Here is a 22,011-nt window from a genome sequence, read left to right on the forward strand (position 1 = left end):
CAAACAGCAAGGGCGCCGTCAGGCGCCCTTGCTGTTTTGTAGAGCCGAGCCATGCTCGGCTGGGGCATTACCGATAAAGCTTCACCTGTAGAGCCGAACCATGTTCGGCTGGGGCAATACCGGGAAAGCCTCTGCCGAGCATGGCTCGGCACTACCGATTTAGGCCAGCGCTTTGTTCAATGTATACGTGCCATGCACCAACGCTTCGGCCAACACATGGCCTTGCATGGCGCGGTACACATCGGCAGCGGTGAATGCACCGTCTACCGGCAGACGCTCCACATCCAGCGCGAACAGCCGGAAGAAATAGCGGTGCAGGCGCTCGTCGTTGAACGGCGGGTACGGGCCGTCGTAGCCGTAGTAGGTGCCGCTCATCTGCGCGTTGCCGGCGAACCAGCCGGTGTAATCGTTGATGCCCTGGCGCGCACCCACCGGACCGGTCGGCTGGGTCTTGCCATGTGCGCTGAAGCCATCACTGCAGCTGCCTGCAGCGATCTCGCGCAACTCGGCAGGTACATCCACCATCACCCAATGCACGAAGTCGGTGCGCGGCTGGTCCAGCGGGATGCTGACGTCGTCACGGCCAACCAGCTCGGCCACGGTCGGCACATCCGGGTCCACGCAGATCAGCGCGAACGAGCGCGTGCCGGCCGGCACATCGCTCCATGCAAGCTGCGGGTTGCGGTTACCGGCAAAGCCGTTGGCATCGCCTGCAGCAAACTCGGCCGCAATCGGCTGCCCGTTCTGAAAACTCTGACTGTCCAGTTTCATCATTGTTCCTTGATCAGGCTTCGGGATAGCCCAGACGCACCGCGACCGGGGTCAGCACTGCAAACTCCGACGCCAATACCTGTGTGTAATTGCGCCAATGGCCAGCCGAAATGGTGCCCGGGCCAATAGTGCGCACCGGCGGGAACCGCACGCCAAAGGCCTGTTCCAACAGCGCGCCCATCGCCGCCGGATCATTCACCGCGTCGTCGGTATGAATAAGCATATGGGTATACAGATCCTGCTCATGCAGCAACGCGACCTGGGCCAACGCCCGCGCAAGCCACTGTGCAGCCTCGCTGGCCGAGGTCACTGCCAGCGGTGCCGGCGCGCCGAGCGCCAGCCATTCCACCAGCATGTCGCGCGGGTCGCGCAGGGCGATGATCAGGCGACCTTCCGGCAGCTGCGGGCGCAGCGCCCACAGCAGGGCGTTGTCCCACCACAGCAGCCAGTCGATCACGTTGCCGTCTTCAATGCCGCGTGCCGGCAGCGCTTCGCGCCACTGCTGCACCAGCTGTTCCGGAGTCAGTGCATCGGTGGCCAGACGTTGCAGGGTCAGGAAATTCTGAAAACCATCATTGGGAGGCGTTGGCCCGAAGCGGTCATCGCGCAGCACGCGGCTGCCGGCGGACATCACCGTTGCCACCCGCTCCACGCCCGAACCCGGGGCGCCCCACAGGAAAATCGGCCGCACCGGGTTGTCGTCAGCCACTTCACCCATCGCCGGCCATTCGGCCGGTGCACGCGCCTGCTGCGGTAGCGGCAGACGGTTGGGCGCCATTTCTTCGTGCACGCGCATCCAGGTAGCCAGCGCGCCGGCGCGGTCGCCAGCGCGGTCCTGGGTAGCGCCCAGCCAGCCACGCACACCCATGCGCGTCTGCTCCGGCGCACGATCCACCAGCCCCTGCACATGCGCGATAGCCGCGCTTGGCTCGCGCTGCAACAACGCTTCAACAATGCGCTGCTCGCCACTGATCCGGCCCGGCTCCAGTGCGATGATGTGATGGGCCACGGCTTCGGCCTCTTCGGCCTGGTCGTTCATGTCATGCAGGCTCATGCGCGCTTCCAGCGCCGGCAGGTGCTCAGGCATCGCTGTCAGCCAGCGGTCGACGACATCAATGGCTTCTTCGCTGCCCACCTGAGCCACGGCCAGGCGCGCCATCCACAGATCATGCAGCTGCGGGTGCGCCTGCACGGCGGCTTCCAGTTCGCTGCGGGCTTCTTCCTCGCGGCCCAGACGCTGCCACGCCATCAACAGCATCTGCAGCGTGGGACGGTCACCCGGCACCTGCAGCAGCAGCGGGCGCAGGTGTTCCAGTGCCTGCAGTGGCTGACCCGAGACCAGTTCCAACTCGCCGGCCAGGCGGCGCATGCCCGGGGTATCACCCTGTGGCGTAGCCAGTACCTCGCGCATCATTTCCGCTGCACGGTCCAGGTGCCCCTGACGCAGGAGCAGCTGCACTACCAGGCCACGCAGCGCGTGGTTATCGGGGTTCAACTCGATCACGCGGCGGAACGCCTGTTCGGCAAAGGCCAACATGTCCTTGCCCAGATAGGCGAAGCCCAACGCGTACAGCACGCGGACATCACCTGGCAGCTTGGCAGCAGCGGCCGACAGAATCGCCAACGCGCGGTCAGCATCACCACGACGCAGCGCAACCATGCCTTCAATGGCGCCCAGCTCGGGGCTGTCCGGATCGACACGCGCTGCCATGCGACCCAGACGGTCGGCCTCGTCGATGTCATCGCGGCCCAGCGCCAGGTGCGCCTGCATCAGGTAGGCGGAGAACTCGTTGGGGTTCAGCGCGGTGCTGCGATCCAGCGCCTGCCCGGCGGCCTCGATCTGACGCTGTGCCAGCAACAGGCCTGCGTGCTGCAGATGCAGTGCTGCGTCATCCGGGGCCAAGCCCAGCGCCTGTTCCAGACTGACCTGGGCCTGCTCCAACTGGCCTTGCTGCTGCAGGGCCAACGCCAGCCAGCGGTGTGCCTGGGCTTGTTGCGGTTCTGCGCCAACCCATGCACGGGCCAGGGTCACGGCCTCATCGGTGGCATTACGGCGCAGGGCTTCAATGATCTTGTCTTGCATGGCGGTCCAGCGTTAGCGCAAACCCGCATTGTAGCGGCCCCGGCCGCTGCTGCTGGGTTCAGCTGATGGCAGCGTGCAGTCGCTGCGCCACCCAGCGCTCGGAGAAGCCATCGCCACGCAGGTTCTCGATGAAACCGCAGTGCCCCCCCCAACGCGCGATTTCCAGATGGGCATCTGCCGGCAGTTGCCAGTGGTCGAAGGTGGTGAAGGGAATCACCGGGTCATCGGCAGCCATCAGGATGTCGGCCGGCACCCGCAGCCCGGCCAGCTTGGCGCCAGCGATGGAATAACCGTCGAAGTACTCCTGCAGGGAACCGAAATCGGTATGCCGGTCCACCAGCCAACCGGTCAGCGCGCGGATGTCCAGCTTCAACACGCTGTCGTCGCAATCCGCCAGCTCCGGGAACAGGGCGCGCTTGCGGCGCAGCGAACCGGTCCATTTACGGCGGAAGTACCAGTCGTACATCGCCGGGCCGCGCTCGATGCTGTCCATGGTGACCGCAGGGTCCAATACCGGGCATACCGACGCCACATGCCGCAACGGCACACCGGCAGCAGGTGCGTGCAGGGCCAGCCGCAGCACGAAGTTGCCGCCCAGCGAATACCCCGCCGCCACCATTGGCAGGCCGGCAAAGCGCTGCGCCACATCGGCAGCGGCATTCACCACTTCGTCGATACGGCAGGAATGGAAGATGCCGGGATTGAGATGATGGGTGTTGCCATGGTCACGGAAATTCAGCCGCACCACATCAAAGCCTTGTTCCAGCAGGCGCGCGGTGGTCATGCGCATGTAGCTGGATTCGGCACTGCCTTCCCAGCCATGCAACAGCAACGCAAGCGCCTTTGGCGGCGCGCCCAGCCGGCGGCAGTTCCCCCCCAGCCCGCCCCAGCCAAAGCCACCCTCGCGCAGCACCTCCGGGGTAAACGCACCCCAGGCCGCCCCCACCACGGGGCCACCTCGCAAGCGCAGCCGGCTGGATGCCAGCATCGACTGCAGATGCGGATTGCGCAGCCAGCGCGGCGGCTGGTAGTTGCAGGCGCTCAACATGACCGACCCGGTGAGCGTTGGCTGCCCAACTCAGCGTTGGCCGCGATCTGCACCTTACGGCCCTTCCATCACCGCCACGATGCGCGCGCGCGAGGTTTCGGCGATGCGCCGGCGCCCTTCCAGATCCTGGATGGCGATGGGCTCGAGGAAATGCACCTCGCCACGCCGTGCCGGTTCACCGAGCAGGCGCAGGAAATTGCCGAAGAAGCTTTCGCCCGGTGCGAATGCCACCGTGGTCTGCGCATCTCCACGCTCGCCATAGCGCAGCGCGATCGGCTGCACCGGTACAGCGGCTTCCACCGCTGCCTGGAAAATGCGCGCATGGAACGGCCCCACGTCCGTGCCACCGCGGGTACGACCCTCCGGGAATACCGCCACCGGCCGCTGTTCCTGCAGACGCTTGACCATCTCTTCCATCACCCCACCCAGCGACTCGGTGTTGCCGCGCTGGTGGAAGATGGTGTGGCCACGGCTGGCGACCCAGCCGACCACCGGCCAGCCGGCAATCTCGCGCTTGGCGACAAAGCCAACCATCTTCTGGCTGTGGATGACGCAGATATCAACCCAACCCACATGGTTGGCGACAAACAGCACCGCACCCGGCAAGGGCTGGCCATGGCGCTGCAGGCGGAAGCCGAAGATCCACATCAAACCGCCCGACCACCAGCGCACCACCCGCTCTTCCAGCGGGTTGCTGGCGGGGCCGATACGCCCCAACGGCTGCGTCATCAGCAGCAGGATCAGCGGCAGGAACAGGACAATGTGAACCAGTAGCAGCGGGGCGCGGTACAAGTAACGGAACACGCGGGCCACACCGCCCTGGCGGGCGGGACGGGGGGAAGTCATCCACGCACGATACCGGATGCAGTCCAGCTTCCGCCAGCATGGGGACCATGCCCCCTTGGCATTCCCACGGGCGCCGCCAAAGGGTGCGCCGTGCCACACTATCGACAGGAAGTACCGGTCGGCTCGGGTTTTCGGGGTACGCCGGCAACATTCCCGGCATGAAGTGTGTACAACAACACTATCGTTCAGGGGGACGGCATGATGGACCGGCAGCTGCTGTCATCGACAGAAGACATGCTGCAACTGTTCTCGGCGGCATTGGAACAGATCGGCAATGGCGTGATTCTGTTCGACGACGCCAATACCATTCTGTACGTCAACCAAGCCATGGAAGATATTTCCGGCTGGACCCGCGCCGAATTGCAGGGCAAGAACCTGGGCACGCTGGCACCGGCGAGCATGCGCGAGCGCTACAACACCCGCCTGTATCCGGGCGCCAGCAACCGCGTGCAGGAGCTGGCCGCCGATCCGCACGACATCCAGATGATCCGCAAGGACCAGAGCACCTGCTGGATCAGCGTCACCCTGTCGCAGATTGCCGACGGTGAACGCAACATCCGCATGGTGCTGGTCAGCGACGTCACCGCCCGTCGCCAAGCACAGGCGCGTGAACGCTTGTTGTCGCTGGGCTTCGATGAAACCCAGAGTGCGGTGCTGATCACCGATGCCGAAGGCCGCATCGTGCATCTGAACAAGGGCTTCCGGCGCCTGTTCGGCTTCCTCGACGCCGAGGCGATGGGCCAGTACGTGCCGGCGTTGCTGGCTCCAGGCAGTTTTTCGCCCGAGCAGTTGAGCGCCTATACCGCACGCCTGCTGGCCGGGCAGCCGATCCGCGCCGACGAGCGGCTCTATCGCAAGAACGGACAACCCCTGTGGTGCTCGGTCAGCACCAATCCCATCTTCGATGACTACGGCACCTTGGTGAACCTGGTCATCGTGCTGATGGACATCACCCGCACCAAGGTGCACGAAGTCCTGCAACACAAGATGCTCGACGCGATGGTGCGCGAAGTGCCCACCGCCGAGGTGATGCAGATGATGTGCCTGGAGGTGGAGAAGATCGCCCCAGAGGTGCTGTGCTCGGTATTGCGGGTTGAAGACGGACGGCTGCGGAATCTGGCCGCGCCGAGCCTGCCTGAGGCCTATACGCGACTGGTGGACGGTGTGCCGGTGGCACCGAAAACCGGCGCCTGCGGTACCGCCGCACATAGCGGCCAGACCGTGGTCAGCCGCGACATCGCCACCGACCCGAACTGGGAAGGCATCAGCCACCTGGCCCTGCAACACGGCCTGGCGGCCTGCTGGTCCACCCCGATCAAGGCCAACGATGGCCGCGTGCTCGGCACCTTCGCCTTCTACTACCGGCAGCCCTACGACCCGGACAGCTTCCACCACCGCCTGGTCGAGGTGATCGTGCACCTGTGCGCGCTGGCACTGGAGCGCGAGGAGGCGCGCAACCGGATCCGCCGGTTAGCGTTCTACGACGACCTCACCGGCCTGCCCAACCGCAGCCTGCTGCACGCCCAGGCCGACCAGGCCATAACCGCTGCCAATCACCACGGGCAGACAATGGCGGTGATGTTCATCGATCTGGATCGCTTCAAGCAGATCAACGACTCCTTCGGCCACCCCGGCGGCGACGAACTGCTGCGCACGGTGGCACGTCGCCTGCAGGAAGAAACCGGGCCGATGGACATCGTCGGCCGGCTCTCCGGTGACGAGTTCGTGGTGATCCTCAACCGCTGCGACATACCCACGGCCAGTGAGCGCAGCGAGCGCATCCTGCGCATCCTGGGCCTGCCGCTGGCGCTGGGTGACCTGGAGATACGCCCCTCGGCCAGTATCGGCATCAGCATCTTTCCACATGACGGCAACAACATGGATTCGCTGCTGCACCATGCCGATGTCGCCATGTACCAGGCCAAACACAATGGCCGCAACCGGGTGCGCTTCTATAGCAGCGAGATGGACGAATGCGCACAGGAGCGTATGGCGCTGGAAGCAGCCCTGCGTGAAGCGCTTGAACAAGGCCAACTGCAGCTGCACTACCAGCCGCAGATCGAAATCCACAGCGGCCGTCTGCACAGCGTCGAAGCGCTGGCACGCTGGCAGCATCCGCGCCTGGGCAGTGTGCCACCGATACGTTTCATCCCCTTGGCCGAAGAGGCCGGGCTGATCGGTGATCTCGGCCAATGGGCATTGCGCGAGGCCTGCCGGCAGCTGGGGCGCTGGCGTCAGGAAGGCCTGGAGGTGCCGTCGGTGTCGGTGAACCTGTCACCAACCAACTTCCACAGCGTGGCGCTGACGGACTGCATCAGCCAGATCCTGCAGCAGGAATCCTTGAGCGCCGAGGACCTGATCCTGGAAATCACCGAAGACGTATTGCTGGATGGTGACCCGATCACCCTGCAGACGCTGCGCCAGGTGCATGCACTGGGTGTGCGGCTGTCGATGGACGACTTCGGCACCGGCTATTCCAGCCTCAGTTACCTGCGCCAGCTGCCGATCAGCGAACTCAAGCTGGATCGTAGCTTCGTACGCGGCATTGAGGCCGACAAGGTTGCCAGCGCACTGACCCAGGCCATCGCCCACATCGGCCAGAGCCTGCAGTTGAAGGTGGTTGCCGAAGGCGTTGAGAGTCTGGAGCAACTGCGCCTGCTCGGCGCGCAGGGCTACCAGATCGCGCAGGGCTTTCATTTCACCCCGGCCCTCCCGGCGCCAGCCTTGGCCGACTGGGTGCGCGAGCATCTGCCGGTGGCGGTGTTGGCTTAGCCGAAGGTTGCTGTGGTGCGGGTGCGGGTACGGAAGCAACAGTTACCCCTCCCCGGCCCTCCCCTTCGCTGCGCGAAAGGGAGGGGGCGCAGCGTTACCCCCTCCCTTTGCCGCAGGCAAGCGGAGGGTTGGGGAGGTGGGCTTTCAAGCTCTTAGCTTGAAGCCCCAACCACCAACCACTCACCCACTCACCCAACCGCCACAACCGCCACAACCGCCAAGGTCAGCCGCGAGATACACACCGGCTTGCCGGCCTCGTCCTCGATGCGGATCTCCCACACCTGGGTGGTGCGCCCCACATGCAGCGCGCGTGCGGTACCGGTAACCACCCCGCTACGCGCCGCACGCAGATGGTTGGCATTGATCTCCAGGCCGACACACACCTGCTGGCTCGGGTCCACGCACAGATTGCCGGCGCTGCTGCCCAGGGTCTCGGCCAGCACTACCGATGCACCGCCATGCAGCAGACCGTAAGGCTGCTTGGTACGCGCATCCACCGGCATCGTCGCCTGCAGCCAATCATCGCCGGCAGCGGTGAAGACAATTCCGAGATGGTCGATCAGCGTGTTGCGGCTCAGCTCGTTGACCAACTGCAGGTCAACCGGCGCGCGGAATACTTGGCTCATTGCAGCTACCTGTCAGGGAAATGGAACGGTCAGAGGATGGGGACCAGCCCCGCGCCGAACGCGGTCAGCATGCGTACCAGCACCCACTTGGGACCGACGTCGACTTCCGGGAAGTCACCAACCGCGGTGTAGCAGTTGTGGAAGTTCGGGTCCTGTCGGCGCAGCGGCTGTGGGCAATCCGGGCCCGGCTTGAAGGCGTAGTCGGTGGCATAGCGCCAGGGCCAGAAATCCAGAATCGGCAGGGCTTCGGAGGCCTTGCCAAGACTGTAGTTCAGGCCGGACAGCACCGGCGGCTTCTCGCGCGGCGCAACCACCCAGGAGTTGTCCGGATGCACGTCACGCAGGATGCTCTGCGCCAGCTGCTCGGCAAAAGCCGGATCTTCGATGATCACCGCGCCTTCGGTGTTGTAGTTCTCGCTGCGCGGATCGAAGTTGTGGGTGCCGATCACGCCGATGCGGCGGTCCACCACCAACGACTTGGCATGCAGGCCCATGCGCGCACCACGGCGGGTCACCGGCAATGGTCGGTTGACCGCTCGGGTGCCCAGGAACGACGGCCGGGTTTCGGTACGCAGCACCTCGCGCTCGACCTCGCTGCCATCGGCGCTGAGCCGGCGCCCGGAACCGCTGCCGCGCACATTGCTGCCAGCCGCACTTCCACCAATCACCCGGTTGCGGGTGGGGGCCACGGCCGGTTCGCCGTCCAAGGGTGCTGGCAACAGCTGCGCGTAGTCGATCGGCGCGTCCAGCGGAAACGGCTTGTATTCGTAGATGTTGAAGCCCAGCACGCGCAGGTTGCGGCGTTTGTACTTGTACGACAGCGCATAGACGATGGGGTTGTCGGTGGCCGCCAGACTGTTGGTCGATACCACCACCCGCGGTGGATTCTCTCGCTTGCGCAGCCCCTCGAACAACGCCTGCGCGGGCTTGGACAGCACCAGATACGGCGTCTGCAGCAGCACTTCGGTCTGTGCCTGCGAGATCAGCGCATCCAACTTCGGTTCGGTCACATGCTGGCCATTGAGCGGCTGCGCCTCCCGTTCACGGCGGTGCTTGCGCGGCAGGTCGGCAACATAGCTGACCGCACCTACCGGCAAGGCGGTGTCGACAAATGCCTGCTCGATGAAGCCCGGGTCGGACGCTTCCGCATCCACCCGCGCGATGCGGTCTGGACGGCGGAATGCCGCCTGCGGCAGTGCCGGCACACCCTCGTTCAACAAGGTCTTGCCAACGTCATTCAGCCGCTCGGCCGGCACACTGCGGCGTGCCTCCCAGAAGGCCTGGAAGTTGGCCGCCATCTCACGCGCTTCCGGCCCGGCCACCACCACGTCACGGTCGCGGAAGTTGTACTCGCTGTCCCAGTCGTAATAGTCGTCCTGGTAGTTGCGGCCACCTACCATGCCGATCACATCGTCGATCACCAGCAGCTTGTTGTGCATGCGCTGGTTGAAACGGCGGAAGCAGCACAGCACGCTGCCGGCATAATCGAAGTAATTGAGCTTGGCCTTGCCGAACGCCGGGTTATACACACGCAACTCGAAGTTGGCATGCGCGCCGGACAAGGCGCCAAGCATCTGCAGGTCGGAGATGGCCGAGAGCTGGTCGATCAGCAGCCGTACCTTGACCCCGCGCCGGGCCGCGGCCAACAGTTCGTCGATCACCATCCGCGCGCTATCGTCGGTGTCGAAGATATAGGTCTGCAGGTCCACGCTTCGGGTGGCGCTGCGGATCAGGTTCAGCCGCGCGATCAGCGACAGCTCACCCTCGTCGACAATGGTGGCGTAGTGCCTCGGCGCCTGTGCGGTGGACTCGGCGATGGCCTTGCCGCCGAGCGCACGCAGAGGCGAATCCAGCGCACAGCGATCGGGCTGGTCGCAGTCAACGACGGCGGAACGCGCGGCAACGGCAATGCCTACTGCACGCTCACGCTGCTGATTGGACAGCGAAGCACAACCGCTGGCCAGCAGCAGCACCAGCACCGGCAGGATACGAAGGACAGCTTTCACTTTTTGGGGGCGCCAACCAGGCGTGTACGCAGTACGAATATCACTCGATCACTCAGGGCCATCTGCCAGCTATCCATGCCATACCGGCCGCGCAGGATGGTGCCGCGGCTGACGAGGTCGCAATCATAGCCGGGCCGTGCGCATTCAGGTTTTGCCAGGCGCATTACTTCGGGCCGGCTGATGCCACGGATCGACAAGCGCCCCTGTACATCGCCACCGATTTCGGTCAACCGCGGGTCATAAGGGTCGGAATCGAACTCCACCACCGGATAACGCGCAGCATCGAAGAAGTCCTCGCCGCGTATCCAGCCGGTGTAGCGCGGCCTGTCGGGGATCTCCACATATTCGCTGTACATGCGCAGCCGCACCTGGTGGCGGCCATCGGGCAGCACCGTGATCCAGCCCTCAAAGCGCGGAAAGACGCCCTCCACCTTTTGCCCAAAACGGGTACGTATCTCAAAACCAAACCGGGAATGCGCCGTGTCGAAATGCAGTGGCTCGGCTGCAACAGCCGAGCCAACCAGCATCAACAGAATCAGCAGCAGCCCATACCGCGCCGCCGCCATGGGCTCAGGGCCACCAGAATTCGGTCAGCCGGGCAATGCCAGGCTCTATCGCCGCCTCCATCGGCAGTGACAGCACCGCCACCGATGCCGGCGGCATGCCACGGTAATCGCCGGACTGGCCGCTGTGCATCAATGCCACCAGCTGCTCCAGCCCGGGGTTGTGACCAACCACCAGCAGGCGCTCGACTTCCTTATGCTCGTCCAGCAGCGCAGCCAGGGTGCCGGGTGCGGCATCGTAGATCCGCTCTTCCAGGCGCTGCTCGACGTAGCCGGTGCGCTCCAGCACCGCCTCCAGGGTCTCGCGGGTGCGACGCGCCGGCGAGCACAGCACCCGGTCCGGTACCAATTTGTGTTCCTGTAACCAACGGCCGGCCGCCTCGGCCTCGGCCAAGCCATGCGGTGAGAGGGGCCGGTCGAGATCGGCTTGGCCATCGGCCGCCGGTTCGGCATGGGCATGTCGCAGCAGGATCAATTCACGCATGGTCGGTTAGTACTCCTGATCAGACCTTGTTCAACCACTTGAGCAGCGGCTCCCAGTCCTGCTGGTGCTCGCGTACCTGTGCAGAGTGATAATCGAACAGGCTGCGCCCAAGCCCGACCATCACCACATAACTCTGGCTGTCACGCAGCTGCGTGACAACCTCATACGGCCATTCGGCCAGCATCTGCCTGGCCTGTTGCGAGGTCTGCGTCCACGGCTTGGTGCGGTTGAGCACCAGCCCTACCGGCACCGCCCGCGAATGGATGCGCTTGATCCTGGACAGGCTGTTGAGGAAGCCGACGATGGCCTCGATATCCAGCGCCGAGGGCAACACCGGCACCACCACCGCGTCGGCGATGTCGATGAAGCGTTCCAGGTCCTCGCCATAGGCACCGGCCGGGGCATCGATGATGACCTGTTCGGCGCCGTCGGGAATGAGCTTTTCCCAGTTCTTCTTGCGATGCACATCCACCGGCAGCACCGCGCTGTCCAGAATGGAACGGCGTTGCGCCCAACGGGTGCTGGAGCCTTGCGGGTCGGCGTCGGCGATCACCGTTGCCTGGCCGGACAAGGCCGAGTGTGCGGCCAGATGGGTAGCGATGGTGGTCTTGCCGACACCGCCTTTGGAGCCGGCTACCAGAATCGTCTTCATGCACGCCTCGTTTTCGCGGGACTTGCCCGCAGCGTACACCGGCCTGCGTTACCAAAGGTAGTCATCCGGTGAGGACGCCACCCCGGCAAGGCCTGCGGCTTTGTTATCGTGTCGCCCCCGGCATTGGAACCACCATGAGCGAGCTGCAGGACCTGACCGCATTGATCCGCGCCAACACGCCGCTGATCGTCATCGAAACGCAGGACGAGACCCGCATCGTGGGCCTGTTCCGCGAAGCCTTGATGCATGTGTGGCGGTCCCTGTACCGGTGGTCGATCACCGAGGGCCTGCGCCGCATCGACATGGACCGCGAGGACGAGGCGGTTGGCCCGCCTGATGCCAGCGCGGCCCTGCGCATGATCCAGGAGGCCGACCAGCGCGGCATCTACCTGCTGCTCGATTTCCACCCCTACCTGGGCTACGCCAGCCACCAACGGCTGCTGCGCGACATCATCCAGCGCCGCCACAGCCAGCCCCACGTGGTGGTACTGGTCGGCGCCAAGGTCGAGCTGCCAGCCGAGCTGGAAGCGCTGGCGACCCGCTTCAACCCACGCCTGCCCGATGCCAACGCACTGCTGAAGATGCTGCGCGAGGAAGCGGCCAGCTATGCCCAGGAGAACGGCGGGCGACGGGTCGAGGTGGACCAGGAGGCCGTGCAGCAGATCCTGCGCAACCTGCGCGGTCTGAGCATGACCGACGCCCGCCGCATCGCCCGCCAACTGATCTTCGCCGATGGCGCGCTGAAAGCCGATGACCTGCCGCAGCTGGCCAAGCTCAAGTTCGAGCTGCTCAACCGCAGCGGCCACCTGCATTACGAATACGACTCGGCCCGTTTCAGCGACGTGGCCGGTGCGCGCCGGCTCAAGCGCTGGATCGAGCAACGGCGTACGGTCTTCGTCTCCGGCAACGCCCCGCCCGGGCTGGACCCGCCCAAGGGCATGCTGCTGCTCGGCGTGCAGGGCTGCGGCAAGTCGATGCTGGCCAAGGCCACCGCTGCCGGCTTCGGCGTGCCGCTGCTGCGGCTGGACTTTGGCACGCTGTACAACAAGTACCACGGCGAGACCGAGAAGAACCTGCGCGACGCGCTTGCCTCGGCCGAGCAGTTGGCGCCCTGCGTGCTGTGGATAGACGAAGTCGAGAAGGGTCTGGCCAGCAGCGGCGAAGACGGCGGCGTCTCACGCCGCGTGCTTGGCTACCTGCTGACCTGGATGGCCGAGCGCAAGGCGCCGGTGTTCATAGTCGCCACCGCCAACCAGGTGCAGGAGCTGCCAGCCGAACTGCTGCGCAAGGGCCGCTTCGACGAGATCTTCTTCGTCGACCTGCCCTCACCCGACACCCGCGTCGAGCTGCTGCACCTGCACCTGCAGCGCCGCCAACTGCAGCCGGACCTGTTCGCCCTGCCCGCCTTGGCGGCAGCCAGCGACGGCTTCTCCGGTGCCGAGATCGAGCAGGCGGTGGTCGCCGGACTGTACGCCGCCCATGCCGAGCAGAAGCCGCTGGATACCGAGCTGTTGATGGCCGAGATCCGCAATACACGGCCACTGTCAGTACTGATGGCCGAGCAGGTGCAATCGCTGCGCGACTGGGCACGCGAACGCACCGTGCCGGCGGATTGAAGTAGCCTGAAAGCTCAGCTGCTGTTGTAGCAGGGTAAGCGCAGTACGCCCGGCCACATCAACTACGCGTGGAAACCCAGTTTGTAGGAGCGGCGCAGGCCCGCGAAGCACGCACTGCATCAGATCGCATTGCTGCGAAGAACTGCAGCAAAGTCAGCTTCGCGGCTTACGCCGCTCCTGCAACCAGCGCCGTAGCCACGGCACGCTGCGCTTACCCGGACTACGAGATTGCATGCAATTAGCATGGACTACCTGTTTCTAGTTCGATGACAACATGGTCGGCTGCCAATCGGCCGGCGGCTTGGCTTGAATGTGGTTTGCTGCCAACAGCTGGCGCATTGCACCCAGTTCACCTGATTCCACGCTTTGGCGTAGGTATGCTTGCATGTCCGGTGCCGGTCCGCGTTCAGTTCCACCGCTCAGAAGTGCGCTCGCTTTCTCTAGAACCCACGCCACTTCACGCCTACGCTGCTGCCAATGCTCGCGCTCCGCTGCATCAAGCGCGTACACCTGCATCCTCGCGCTTCCGTAGCTACTGGCAAGCACTTCCCTGCTGTTTGCCATCAGTGTCAGCAGATGCCGGCATCCAGCGCTGCGCGACGCATCCGCCGGTGCCGGGCATTGCCGCTGCAGATCAACCAGCGCCGACGTCGAGAACGCTGCGGTCAACGCGTACACCAGCGTCAGGCGCGCCTCATCAGGGTTACTCTGCACCGCGTCGTCGGGCAGCGGCAGAAGCAAGCCACGGGTCATCCGATCGAGCACATCAAGACCTTCGGCGTACTCATCGACATAACGGGTGGCCTGTGTGACGCGTGCCCACGCCAGTGCCGCTTCGTCGTCGCTGCCTCGCACGACCGCCAACCGCCACAGCAGCAGCTGCGCCACTGCATCGTCAGCCTCCCGCGTTCGTAATGTCTGTATCGCCGCAGCGATATCACAGCGCTTGGTATGGATGCAGCGACTCACCGCTGCGCGTGCAATCAACGGCTGCTCACTCCCCTCCCGGATAGCCTGGTCCAACCAGACATCGCTCTGGCACGGCTGTCCAGATGCACGCGGACAGCTCCCCAATTCCTGCGAGTACGCCAATCGAGACGCCACCAGCAACTCCAGCGGCCTTCCACTGGCTGCCAGTTCCCGCGCCCGCTGCAGCAACGCCGCGTGGAAATCAGGCGCTTCCGGCTGGGAAGCAGGCACCGCCGAGGGAGCGCCACTGGCCAAGCTGGGAGCGCCAAACAACACAACAAACAGGAGAACGAATGCTGTACATCCCTTCATGAGCCAACTCCTTCCTGGAAATATTTGTCGCGGTGGACATCACCGTCACCAGCTTTTATCAGGAAATCCGGTCCAACACCCACACCCAAGCCGGCAGCGAGATCAACGACAACACAATGCCATAACCCACCATCGCCGCTGCCAAGCGTGGCGCCAGCCGGTGTGAAATGGCCAGCGCGGCGGCAGTGATCATGGTCGGCATTGCGCTCTCCAGTACATTGACCCGCAGCATTTCGCCCTGCAGGCCAAACGCCCACGACAGTGGCAGTGCTGCTGCCGGTAGCACCAGCAGCTTGAGCACCAAGCCCACGCCCAAGGGCGCCAGTTCAGCGCGCGACAGCCGCAGCTGGATCGTAAGACCGACCGCCAGCATCACCAGCGGCAGCATCGCGTCGGACACATTCTTCAGCGCCCCGGCGATCCATGCAGGCGGTGATGCCGGCATCACCAGCACGGCGAAGATCAGCGCCCACAACGGTGGGAACCTGGCGATACGCAGCAGGATCTGCCCGGTGCTGGGCGGGGTATCGCCGCTGTAACGCGCCAGCACATACAGGCCGAAGGTGGACAGCATCACGAAGGTGCCGAACTGGTCGTAGACCACCGCATACGGCAGAGCATGGTCACCCAACAGCGCGCGCACCATCGGGTAGCCGATGAAGCTGGAATTGCACAACGCCACGCATAACAGCAGCACTGCATGCACCTGCCGCTCGAAACCGAACAGGCGCGTGGCCAGGCTTACCAAGGCCAGGGTGAGCAGCATCAGCAGCCACGGCGTCAGCATGATGCCAACCAACGAGGCATCCAACTGCAGGCGCGGCACATAGGTGAGCACCGCTGCCGGCAGACAGATGTACAGCACCAGCTTGTTGAGCACGTCGGCGGCGTTGTCCGGGAATACCCGGAAGCGCGCGAAGACCATGCCCAGCACGAGCATGGTCAGGATCAGTGCGAAAGCGTCGAATGCCATGATGCGAGCATGCGCCGGGCTGCCCCGCAGGGGGAATCAGCGCCGGCTCAAAACCTCCTGTTGCAGCATCAACACGAGGGCGGATGCCACTTACGGGTACCGCGTTACGACTTCAGCCTTACGGCCACGCCGGCGGATTGGCCGCCCACGCCTGCTGTACCTGGGCCAGCTGCGTACGCTCGGCATCATTCCAGGCCGGCAACAGCTGTGGATAGGCCGTGGTTTCGGTCCATTGCCCCGGCTCGGTGCGCACGGCTGCCGCATACCAGGCCACGGCTTCGTCCTTACGGTCCAGGCGCCACAACACCAGCGCCAGCGTTTGCGGCAGCCACGACGGATTGCCGCGGGTGCCCTCGGCCGCTTTGGTCCAGTAGTCCAGCGCTTCCTGCGCAGCGCCCCGACGGTACAGATCCCAGCCGTGGTTCCAACGCAGGCCCCGGGCTTGCACGGAGGTGTCCGCTACAGAGGCCATGGCTTCCTGGTAAAGCTTGGCTCCCAGCTCGTCGCGGCCATCGCGGTAGGCGATGCTGGCCAACTGGGCAGTGGCTTCCACACCCTTGCGGCCGCGCTCGCGCAGCTTCATCAGCTGATCCACCGCATCTGCCTGTTCAGGCGGCACGGCGTGGAACGGCTTGGCCGCGACATCGTCGTCGAAATAGAACTCGTTGATCTTCGGCAGGCTTTGCGCCTGAACGTTTGCCACCAGCAAGCCCGCCAGCAGCAGTGCGCCAGCGAACACGCGCTTTGTAACCCCCATGACTGCAACCCCCATAAAACAGTTATCCCCCACCCGGCCCCGATCCTAACCGCTCCGGGCGCTACGCGCGACATGGTTACAGGGTGATGAAAGCCCCGCTGCTACAATCCGCGGCTGCCGCCGGCCCCGCCGGTCGGCATCTGCCAGCCGTTTCCGCAATGGGCCAGCCATGACCAGTACCGCCGAACTTACCTCGCCTGCCTCCGCCAACGATCCGCTGATCGGCGTGCGTGATTCCGATTACACCCTGGAACACAAATACACGCGCACCGATGGCCGCATCTACCTGAGCGGCGTGCAGGCACTGGTACGCCTGCCCTTGATGCAGCAGCAGCGCGATGCAGCGGCTGGGCTGAATACTGGTGGCTTCGTCAGCGGCTACCGCGGCTCGCCGCTGGGCGGCTTCGACCTGGAGCTGTGGCGCGCGCGCAAGCATCTGGAAGCGGCCAAGGTGAAGTTCGTGCCCGGCCTCAACGAAGACCTGGGCGCGACCATGGTCTGGGGCACGCAACAGACCAATCTGTTCCCCGGTGCCAAGGTCGATGGCGTGTTCGGCATGTGGTACGGCAAGGGCCCGGGCGTGGACCGCTGCGGTGACGTGTTCAAGCACGCCAATGCCGCCGGTGCCTCCAAGCATGGCGGCGTGCTGGCGCTGGCTGCCGACGACCATGCCTGCCGCAGCTCCACCCTGCCCCACGGCAGCGAGGAAGAGTTCGTCAGCGCGATGATGCCGGTGCTGAACCCGGCCGGCGTGCAGGACATCCTCGACATGGGCCTGGTCGGCTGGGCGATGAGCCGCTACACCGGGCGCTGGATCGGCTTCAAGACGATTGCCGAGACGGTGGAGTCCTCGGCCTCGGTGGACGTCAACCCGTTCGCCCGCCAGATCATCCTGCCGGAAGATTTCGACATGCCGGCCGCCGGCCTCAACATCCGTTGGCCGGACCCGCCGATGGAGCAGGAAATGCGCCTGCACCGTTATGCGGTGAAGGCGGCACAGGCCTTTGCCCGCGCCAACGGCATCGACAAGATGGTGATGGATTCGCCGCAGGCGCGGCTGGGCATCGTCACCACCGGCAAGAGCTACCTGGACGTGCTGCAGGCGCTGGAATACCTGGGTCTGGACGAAAAGGCCTGCGCCGACATCGGCATCCGCGTCTACAAGGTGGGCATGACCTGGCCGCTGGAGCCACAGGGCATCGGTGAGTTCTCCCGCGGCCTGCAAGACATCGTCGTGGTAGAGGAGAAGAAGGCCTTCATCGAACGACAGATGAAGGAATACTTCTACAACTGGCCGGCCAACTGGGGCGCGCGCCCGTCCATCGTCGGCAAGTACGACGAGCAGGGCGAGTGGATCCTGCCGTCCACCGGCGAGCTGACCCCGGCCACGATTGCCGGCGTGATCGGTCGTCGCATCCAGCGTTTCTTCAACACCGAATCCATCGAAGAACGCCTGCGCTGGATGGACGTCAAGGAAGCCGAGATGGCGCTGCCGCGCGCACAGTTCCCGCGCGTGCCGCATTACTGCTCCGGCTGTCCGCACAACACCTCGACCAAGGTGCCGGAAGGCTCGCGTGCGCTGGCCGGCATCGGCTGCCACTACATGGTGACGTGGATGGACCGCGACACCGACACCTTCACCCACATGGGCGGCGAAGGCGTCACCTGGGCCGGCCAAGCCGCGTTCACCGACACCGAGCACGTGTTCCAGAACCTCGGCGACGGCACCTATTTCCACAGCGGCTCGCTGGCCATCCGCCAGGCCATCGCCGCTGGCGTCAACATCACCTACAAGATCCTCTACAACGATGCGGTGGCGATGACCGGCGGCCAGCCGGTGGACGGCACCCTGACCGTGCCGCAGATCGCCCACCAGATGCGTTCGGAAGGCGTGCACACCATCGTGCTGCTGTCCGATGACATCCAGAAGTGGAAGTCGCGTCGCCACGAGTTCCCCAGCGATGTGGAATTCCACGACCGCGCCGAGCTCGACGCCGTGCAGCAGCAGCTGCGCACGGTGAAGGGCACCAGCATCCTGATCTACGAACAGACCTGCGCCACCGAGAAGCGCCGCCGTCGCAAACGCGGCAAGATCGTCGACCCGGCCAAGCGCACCATGATCAACTCGCTGGTCTGCGAAGGCTGCGGTGACTGCGGCGAGAAGAGCTTCTGCGTCTCCGTGCTGCCGAAGGAAACCGAATTCGGGCGCAAGCGCGATATCGACCAGTCCAACTGCAACAAGGATTTCACCTGCACCACGGGCTTCTGCCCGAGCTTCGTCACCGTGCACGGTGGCCAGCTGCGCAAGGGCAGCAAGAGCAGTTCGGCCAGCCTGCTCGACAACCTGCCGGTACCAACCTTCCGCACCGATTTCGCGCAGCCCTGGAACATCCTGATCACCGGCGTCGGCGGCACCGGCGTGGTGACCATCGGCGCGCTGCTCGGCATGGCCGGCCATCTCGAAGGCAAGGGCGCCAGCGTGCTCGACCAGACCGGTCTGGCGCAGAAGGGCGGCGCAGTCACCACCCATATCCGCATCGCCAACCGCCCGGCCGACATCCACGCGGTGCGCATCGCCGCCGGTGAGGCCGACCTGGTGCTGGGCTGCGACATGGTGGTGGTCAACGACTACTGGGCGCTGTCCAAGGTGCGCGGCGAGCGCTCGCAGGTGGTGTTGAACACCTACGAAGCGATGCCCGGCACCTTCACCACGCACCCGGACATGCAGTTCCCGGCCGCCGACATCATTGCCGGGGTGAAGCTGGCACTGGGCGGCCGCGACCCGATCCTGCTCGATGCCACCCAGCTGGCCACCGCCCTGCTCGGCGATGCGATTGCCTCCAACCTGTTCATCCTCGGCTTCGCCTGGCAGCAGGGCTTGGTGCCGCTGTCGCTGGAATCGCTGATGCGCGCGGTGGAGCTCAATGGCGCCGCTGTCACCATGAACCAGACCGCGTTCGCCTGGGGCCGCCTGGCCGCGATCGATCCGCAGGCCGTGCAGCAGGCCGCCGGCCTGGTGCGCAACGCGCCGACCGATGCCGAGCGCAAGCCGGCCGCGCTGCGCGAACTGCCGCCGGGCGAATGGGAAGGCAACGAAGCCGGCGCACCATCAGCACCGCGCAACCCGGGCAACGAACCGGATGTGCGTGGCCTGCCCGCCGCGAGCCGGACCAGCGGCGAAGCCGCGTTCGCATCGCTGGACGATGCGCACCTGTCGCGTTCGCTGGACGAACTGATCGCACGCCGCAGCAGCTTCCTCACCGACTACCAGGACGCTGCTTACGCCAATCGTTATCGCACGCTGATCGATGCCGTGCGCAAGGCCGAGCAACAAGCGATCCCGGGCAGCACCGCATTGAGCGAAGCCGCCGCGCGCTACTTCTTCAAGCTGATGGCCTACAAGGACGAATACGAAGTGGCCCGCCTGTACACCAGCGGCGACTTCGCCAAGCGTGTGGCAGAGAAGTTCGAAGGCGACTACCAGGTGCGTTTCCACCTTGCCCCGCCGCTGTTCGCCAAGCGCGACGAACACGGCCGGCTGCAGAAGAAGGAATACGGTCCGTGGATGTTCAAGGCCTTCGGCCTGCTGGCCAAGTTCAAGGGCCTGCGCGGCGGCCGCTTCGACGTGTTCGGTTACACCGAGGAACGCCGCGGCGAGCGTCAGCTGGTCAGTGACTACGAGAAGACCCTGCAGGAGCTGATCAGTGGGCTGGATGCACGCCGGCTGGCACTGGCAGTGGATATCGCCAGCATCCCCGAGCACATCCGCGGCTATGGCCACGTCAAGGAAGCGCACCTGCACGAAGCCAAGGCCCGCGAGGCGACCTTGCTGGCAACGTGGCGTAATCCGAAGGCGCTGCATATCGTGCAGGCGGTCTGAGCGGGCAACGGATAAGTTGCCCATGCGCAATGCAACCTATGGGTTGCATTGCGCGGCCTGAGCTTCAACGTCCACGTTGAAACTGTGGGTCGTTACCGACTGAACTCGCGTCAGCGGACCTCGAAATCGATGGACACCAGCGAGGGCCGCGCTTGCCCGCCAAGCTGTGCCGGCGTCCATTGAACAGAAAGAATCATCTGCTTCTCCTGATCGGTCAGCTCCAATCGGGAGGGATAGGAAACGATGGCGTCCTGCGGCTTGCCCGTCTCGTCCAGGACAACCACGACGCAGGTCAGGTACTGCAAGAACGCATCAACCCCGTCGATCCGCGCCAATCAGCATCTGCCCGATCCGGCACCCAACTAGCACTATGCATACTACTCTTCGCCCAATCGATCCAGCGTACTTCGAAACGGCTGAAAAATGAGATCAAGAAATGTCCTGCGCTCCAACGTAACGTCCGCAGTAAGGCGCATGCCCGGCATGAGATCCGCTCCTGTTGGAGTCTTATCTGAATCAGGTCGCACAACAAGGCGATACAGCGCCTCGTCACGCTGAAACTGAGCCGGCAGATCAAAAATATCTGTCGGTGAGCTATCGACACTTATAATCTTACCGTATGAGAGCCCGTGCTTCTGAAACGGATATGCATCGTACATTAGAGCTACCGGGCTACCTATCCTAATTCCACCTATGGCTTTTGACGGAGCCCAGAGCTCGATAAGCGGCTCGCTATCAATAGGGACGATATAGCCTATAGTTTGCTCGGAAGAAACGCGGTCACCGCTTCTAAGTTTGAAGGCAGTAAGCCTTCCTTGGATCGGGGAGGTAATCGCGGAGGCACCGTCCGAGATAAGGGAGATTTTTCGAGACTCCAGCTCCGCCAAGGACGTATCTCGTTGCCTTGCTGCAAGCTTCTGTTCCGCCATCATTGAACGGATCTGAGAATTGAGCTGATCAATGCTTGAAAGCGAAGAAACGCGCTGTCGCCGTAGAGAAAGCAGGTCTTGACTAAGGCGTAACACATTCTCTTCTAGCTGCCTAAGCTCATATGTAGATATCAATTTCTGTGATTCCAATATCTGACCACTCTCCAACGTTTCTCGGGCCAGCGAGATCCTCCGCTCTTGCAAATCGAGGCTCTCCTTAAGTCCATTGGCTTCAATTCTGGTGGCATCCAGCGCCTGCCTTGCCTGATCGATGCGAGATTCTATCATCGCAATCCGGGCATCTGACTCGCCGGTTGCTAGTACGCTCAGACCCTTGTTAATCGAAACGAGCGATTGAGTGCTGGATTCGCCGGGAACCGCAATCCTGTCGGAGGAAATAGAAAGCAATAAGTCTCCTGGCTTTACAAGGTTCCCGTTATAGACAGAGACACCTGAAACTATCCCAGGGCGATCAGCCGTAACTCGATGTGTGCCATTCTTCGGGATCACGGTTCCTTGCATGCTTGCCTTCTTGGAAACGCTAGCGAATCCAAGAAAGAAAATCGACAGGATTGCAATTAAAAGCAGCGTGACCGTTAAATGCCAGGTGCGCGCCACAGGGAAGTGTGTTATATCACCGATCGGCTGAGTGACAGCGCGCTCAGCCTCCTGGCGAAATAAAGAGCCTGGACCATCCCGCATCTTTCTTGATTCGTTATTCAAA

General features: G+C 64.0%; 17 protein-coding genes. 3 read left to right on the forward strand and 14 right to left on the reverse strand.

The features are described 5' to 3' along the window. Positions 1-159: 159 nt before the first annotated feature. From ACVOMF_RS07305 to ACVOMF_RS07320, 4 genes are read right to left on the reverse strand one after another with little or no spacing between them, the layout of a single operon-like run. On the reverse strand, positions 160-771 hold the full coding sequence (locus ACVOMF_RS07305; RefSeq protein ID WP_481508678.1) for a YbhB/YbcL family Raf kinase inhibitor-like protein: 612 nt from the start codon (positions 769-771) through the stop codon (positions 160-162). 13 nt (positions 772-784) lie between these two features. Further along, on the reverse strand, positions 785-2,854 hold the full coding sequence (locus ACVOMF_RS07310; RefSeq protein WP_481508679.1) for a tetratricopeptide repeat protein: 2,070 nt from the start codon (positions 2,852-2,854) through the stop codon (positions 785-787). A 58-nt stretch (positions 2,855-2,912) separates the two neighbouring features. Continuing rightward, positions 2,913-3,899, reverse strand: coding sequence for a YheT family hydrolase (locus ACVOMF_RS07315; protein ID WP_481508696.1), 987 nt, complete (start codon positions 3,897-3,899; stop codon positions 2,913-2,915). A 57-nt stretch (positions 3,900-3,956) separates the two neighbouring features. After that, positions 3,957-4,748: a lysophospholipid acyltransferase family protein gene (locus ACVOMF_RS07320; RefSeq protein ID WP_481508680.1), complete on the reverse strand. Its 792-nt coding sequence runs from the start codon at positions 4,746-4,748 to the stop codon at positions 3,957-3,959. A 198-nt stretch (positions 4,749-4,946) separates the two neighbouring features. On the opposite strand from ACVOMF_RS07320, the gene ACVOMF_RS07325 reads away from it, so the two are divergent. After that, positions 4,947-7,520, forward strand: a complete 2,574-nt coding sequence (locus tag ACVOMF_RS07325; RefSeq protein WP_481508681.1) for an EAL domain-containing protein — start codon at positions 4,947-4,949, stop codon at positions 7,518-7,520. A 188-nt stretch (positions 7,521-7,708) separates the two neighbouring features. Here the strand turns inward: ACVOMF_RS07325 and ACVOMF_RS07330 are convergent, their stop codons facing one another. From ACVOMF_RS07330 to ACVOMF_RS07350, 5 genes are read right to left on the reverse strand one after another with little or no spacing between them, the layout of a single operon-like run. Continuing rightward, entirely contained in the window at positions 7,709-8,146 is a 438-nt protein-coding gene (locus tag ACVOMF_RS07330) for a hotdog fold thioesterase (protein WP_481508682.1), read from the reverse strand. Positions 8,147-8,175: 29 nt separating this feature from the next. Beyond that, the gene (locus tag ACVOMF_RS07335) at positions 8,176-10,152 is read right to left on the reverse strand and encodes a phospholipase D family protein (RefSeq protein WP_481508683.1); all 1,977 of its coding nucleotides are present in this window, start codon (positions 10,150-10,152) and stop codon (positions 8,176-8,178) included. Beyond that, the gene (locus tag ACVOMF_RS07340; RefSeq protein ID WP_481508697.1) at positions 10,149-10,679 is read right to left on the reverse strand and encodes a YceI family protein; all 531 of its coding nucleotides are present in this window, start codon (positions 10,677-10,679) and stop codon (positions 10,149-10,151) included. Before ACVOMF_RS07340 ends, ACVOMF_RS07335 begins: the two co-directional genes overlap by 4 nt. Positions 10,680-10,722: 43 nt before the next feature. Continuing rightward, positions 10,723-11,199, reverse strand: coding sequence for a SixA phosphatase family protein (locus ACVOMF_RS07345; protein ID WP_481508684.1), 477 nt, complete (start codon positions 11,197-11,199; stop codon positions 10,723-10,725). 19 nt (positions 11,200-11,218) lie between these two features. After that, on the reverse strand, positions 11,219-11,851 hold the full coding sequence (locus ACVOMF_RS07350) for a nucleotide-binding protein (protein ID WP_481508685.1): 633 nt from the start codon (positions 11,849-11,851) through the stop codon (positions 11,219-11,221). A gap of 134 nt (positions 11,852-11,985) precedes the next feature. On the opposite strand from ACVOMF_RS07350, the gene ACVOMF_RS07355 reads away from it, so the two are divergent. After that, entirely contained in the window at positions 11,986-13,467 is a 1,482-nt protein-coding gene (locus ACVOMF_RS07355) for an AAA family ATPase (protein ID WP_481508686.1), read from the forward strand. 258 nt (positions 13,468-13,725) lie between these two features. Here the strand turns inward: ACVOMF_RS07355 and ACVOMF_RS07360 are convergent, their stop codons facing one another. The 3 genes from ACVOMF_RS07360 to ACVOMF_RS07370 form a co-directional block, all read right to left on the reverse strand. Continuing rightward, positions 13,726-14,748, reverse strand: coding sequence for a hypothetical protein (locus tag ACVOMF_RS07360; protein WP_481508687.1), 1,023 nt, complete (start codon positions 14,746-14,748; stop codon positions 13,726-13,728). A gap of 58 nt (positions 14,749-14,806) precedes the next feature. Continuing rightward, positions 14,807-15,721: an AEC family transporter gene (locus ACVOMF_RS07365; RefSeq protein ID WP_481508688.1), complete on the reverse strand. Its 915-nt coding sequence runs from the start codon at positions 15,719-15,721 to the stop codon at positions 14,807-14,809. A gap of 118 nt (positions 15,722-15,839) precedes the next feature. After that, the gene (locus tag ACVOMF_RS07370) at positions 15,840-16,478 is read right to left on the reverse strand and encodes a tetratricopeptide repeat protein (RefSeq protein WP_481508689.1); all 639 of its coding nucleotides are present in this window, start codon (positions 16,476-16,478) and stop codon (positions 15,840-15,842) included. A gap of 169 nt (positions 16,479-16,647) precedes the next feature. Here ACVOMF_RS07370 and ACVOMF_RS07375 point away from each other — a divergent pair, with 169 nt between their 5' ends. Beyond that, positions 16,648-20,358 carry an indolepyruvate ferredoxin oxidoreductase family protein gene (locus ACVOMF_RS07375; RefSeq protein ID WP_481508690.1) on the forward strand — a complete coding sequence of 1,237 codons (3,711 nt, stop codon included), beginning with the start codon at positions 16,648-16,650 and terminating at the stop codon, positions 20,356-20,358. Positions 20,359-20,468: 110 nt separating this feature from the next. Here the strand turns inward: ACVOMF_RS07375 and ACVOMF_RS07380 are convergent, their stop codons facing one another. Then, positions 20,469-20,693, reverse strand: coding sequence for a hypothetical protein (locus ACVOMF_RS07380; protein WP_481508691.1), 225 nt, complete (start codon positions 20,691-20,693; stop codon positions 20,469-20,471). A 42-nt stretch (positions 20,694-20,735) separates the two neighbouring features. Then, positions 20,736-22,010 (reverse strand): HlyD family secretion protein, encoded by a 1,275-nt coding sequence (locus tag ACVOMF_RS07385; RefSeq protein ID WP_481508692.1) that lies wholly within the window; start codon positions 22,008-22,010, stop codon positions 20,736-20,738. Position 22,011: the final 1 nt, after the last annotated feature.

This window comes from Stenotrophomonas sp. STEN022 (assembly GCF_056760155.1).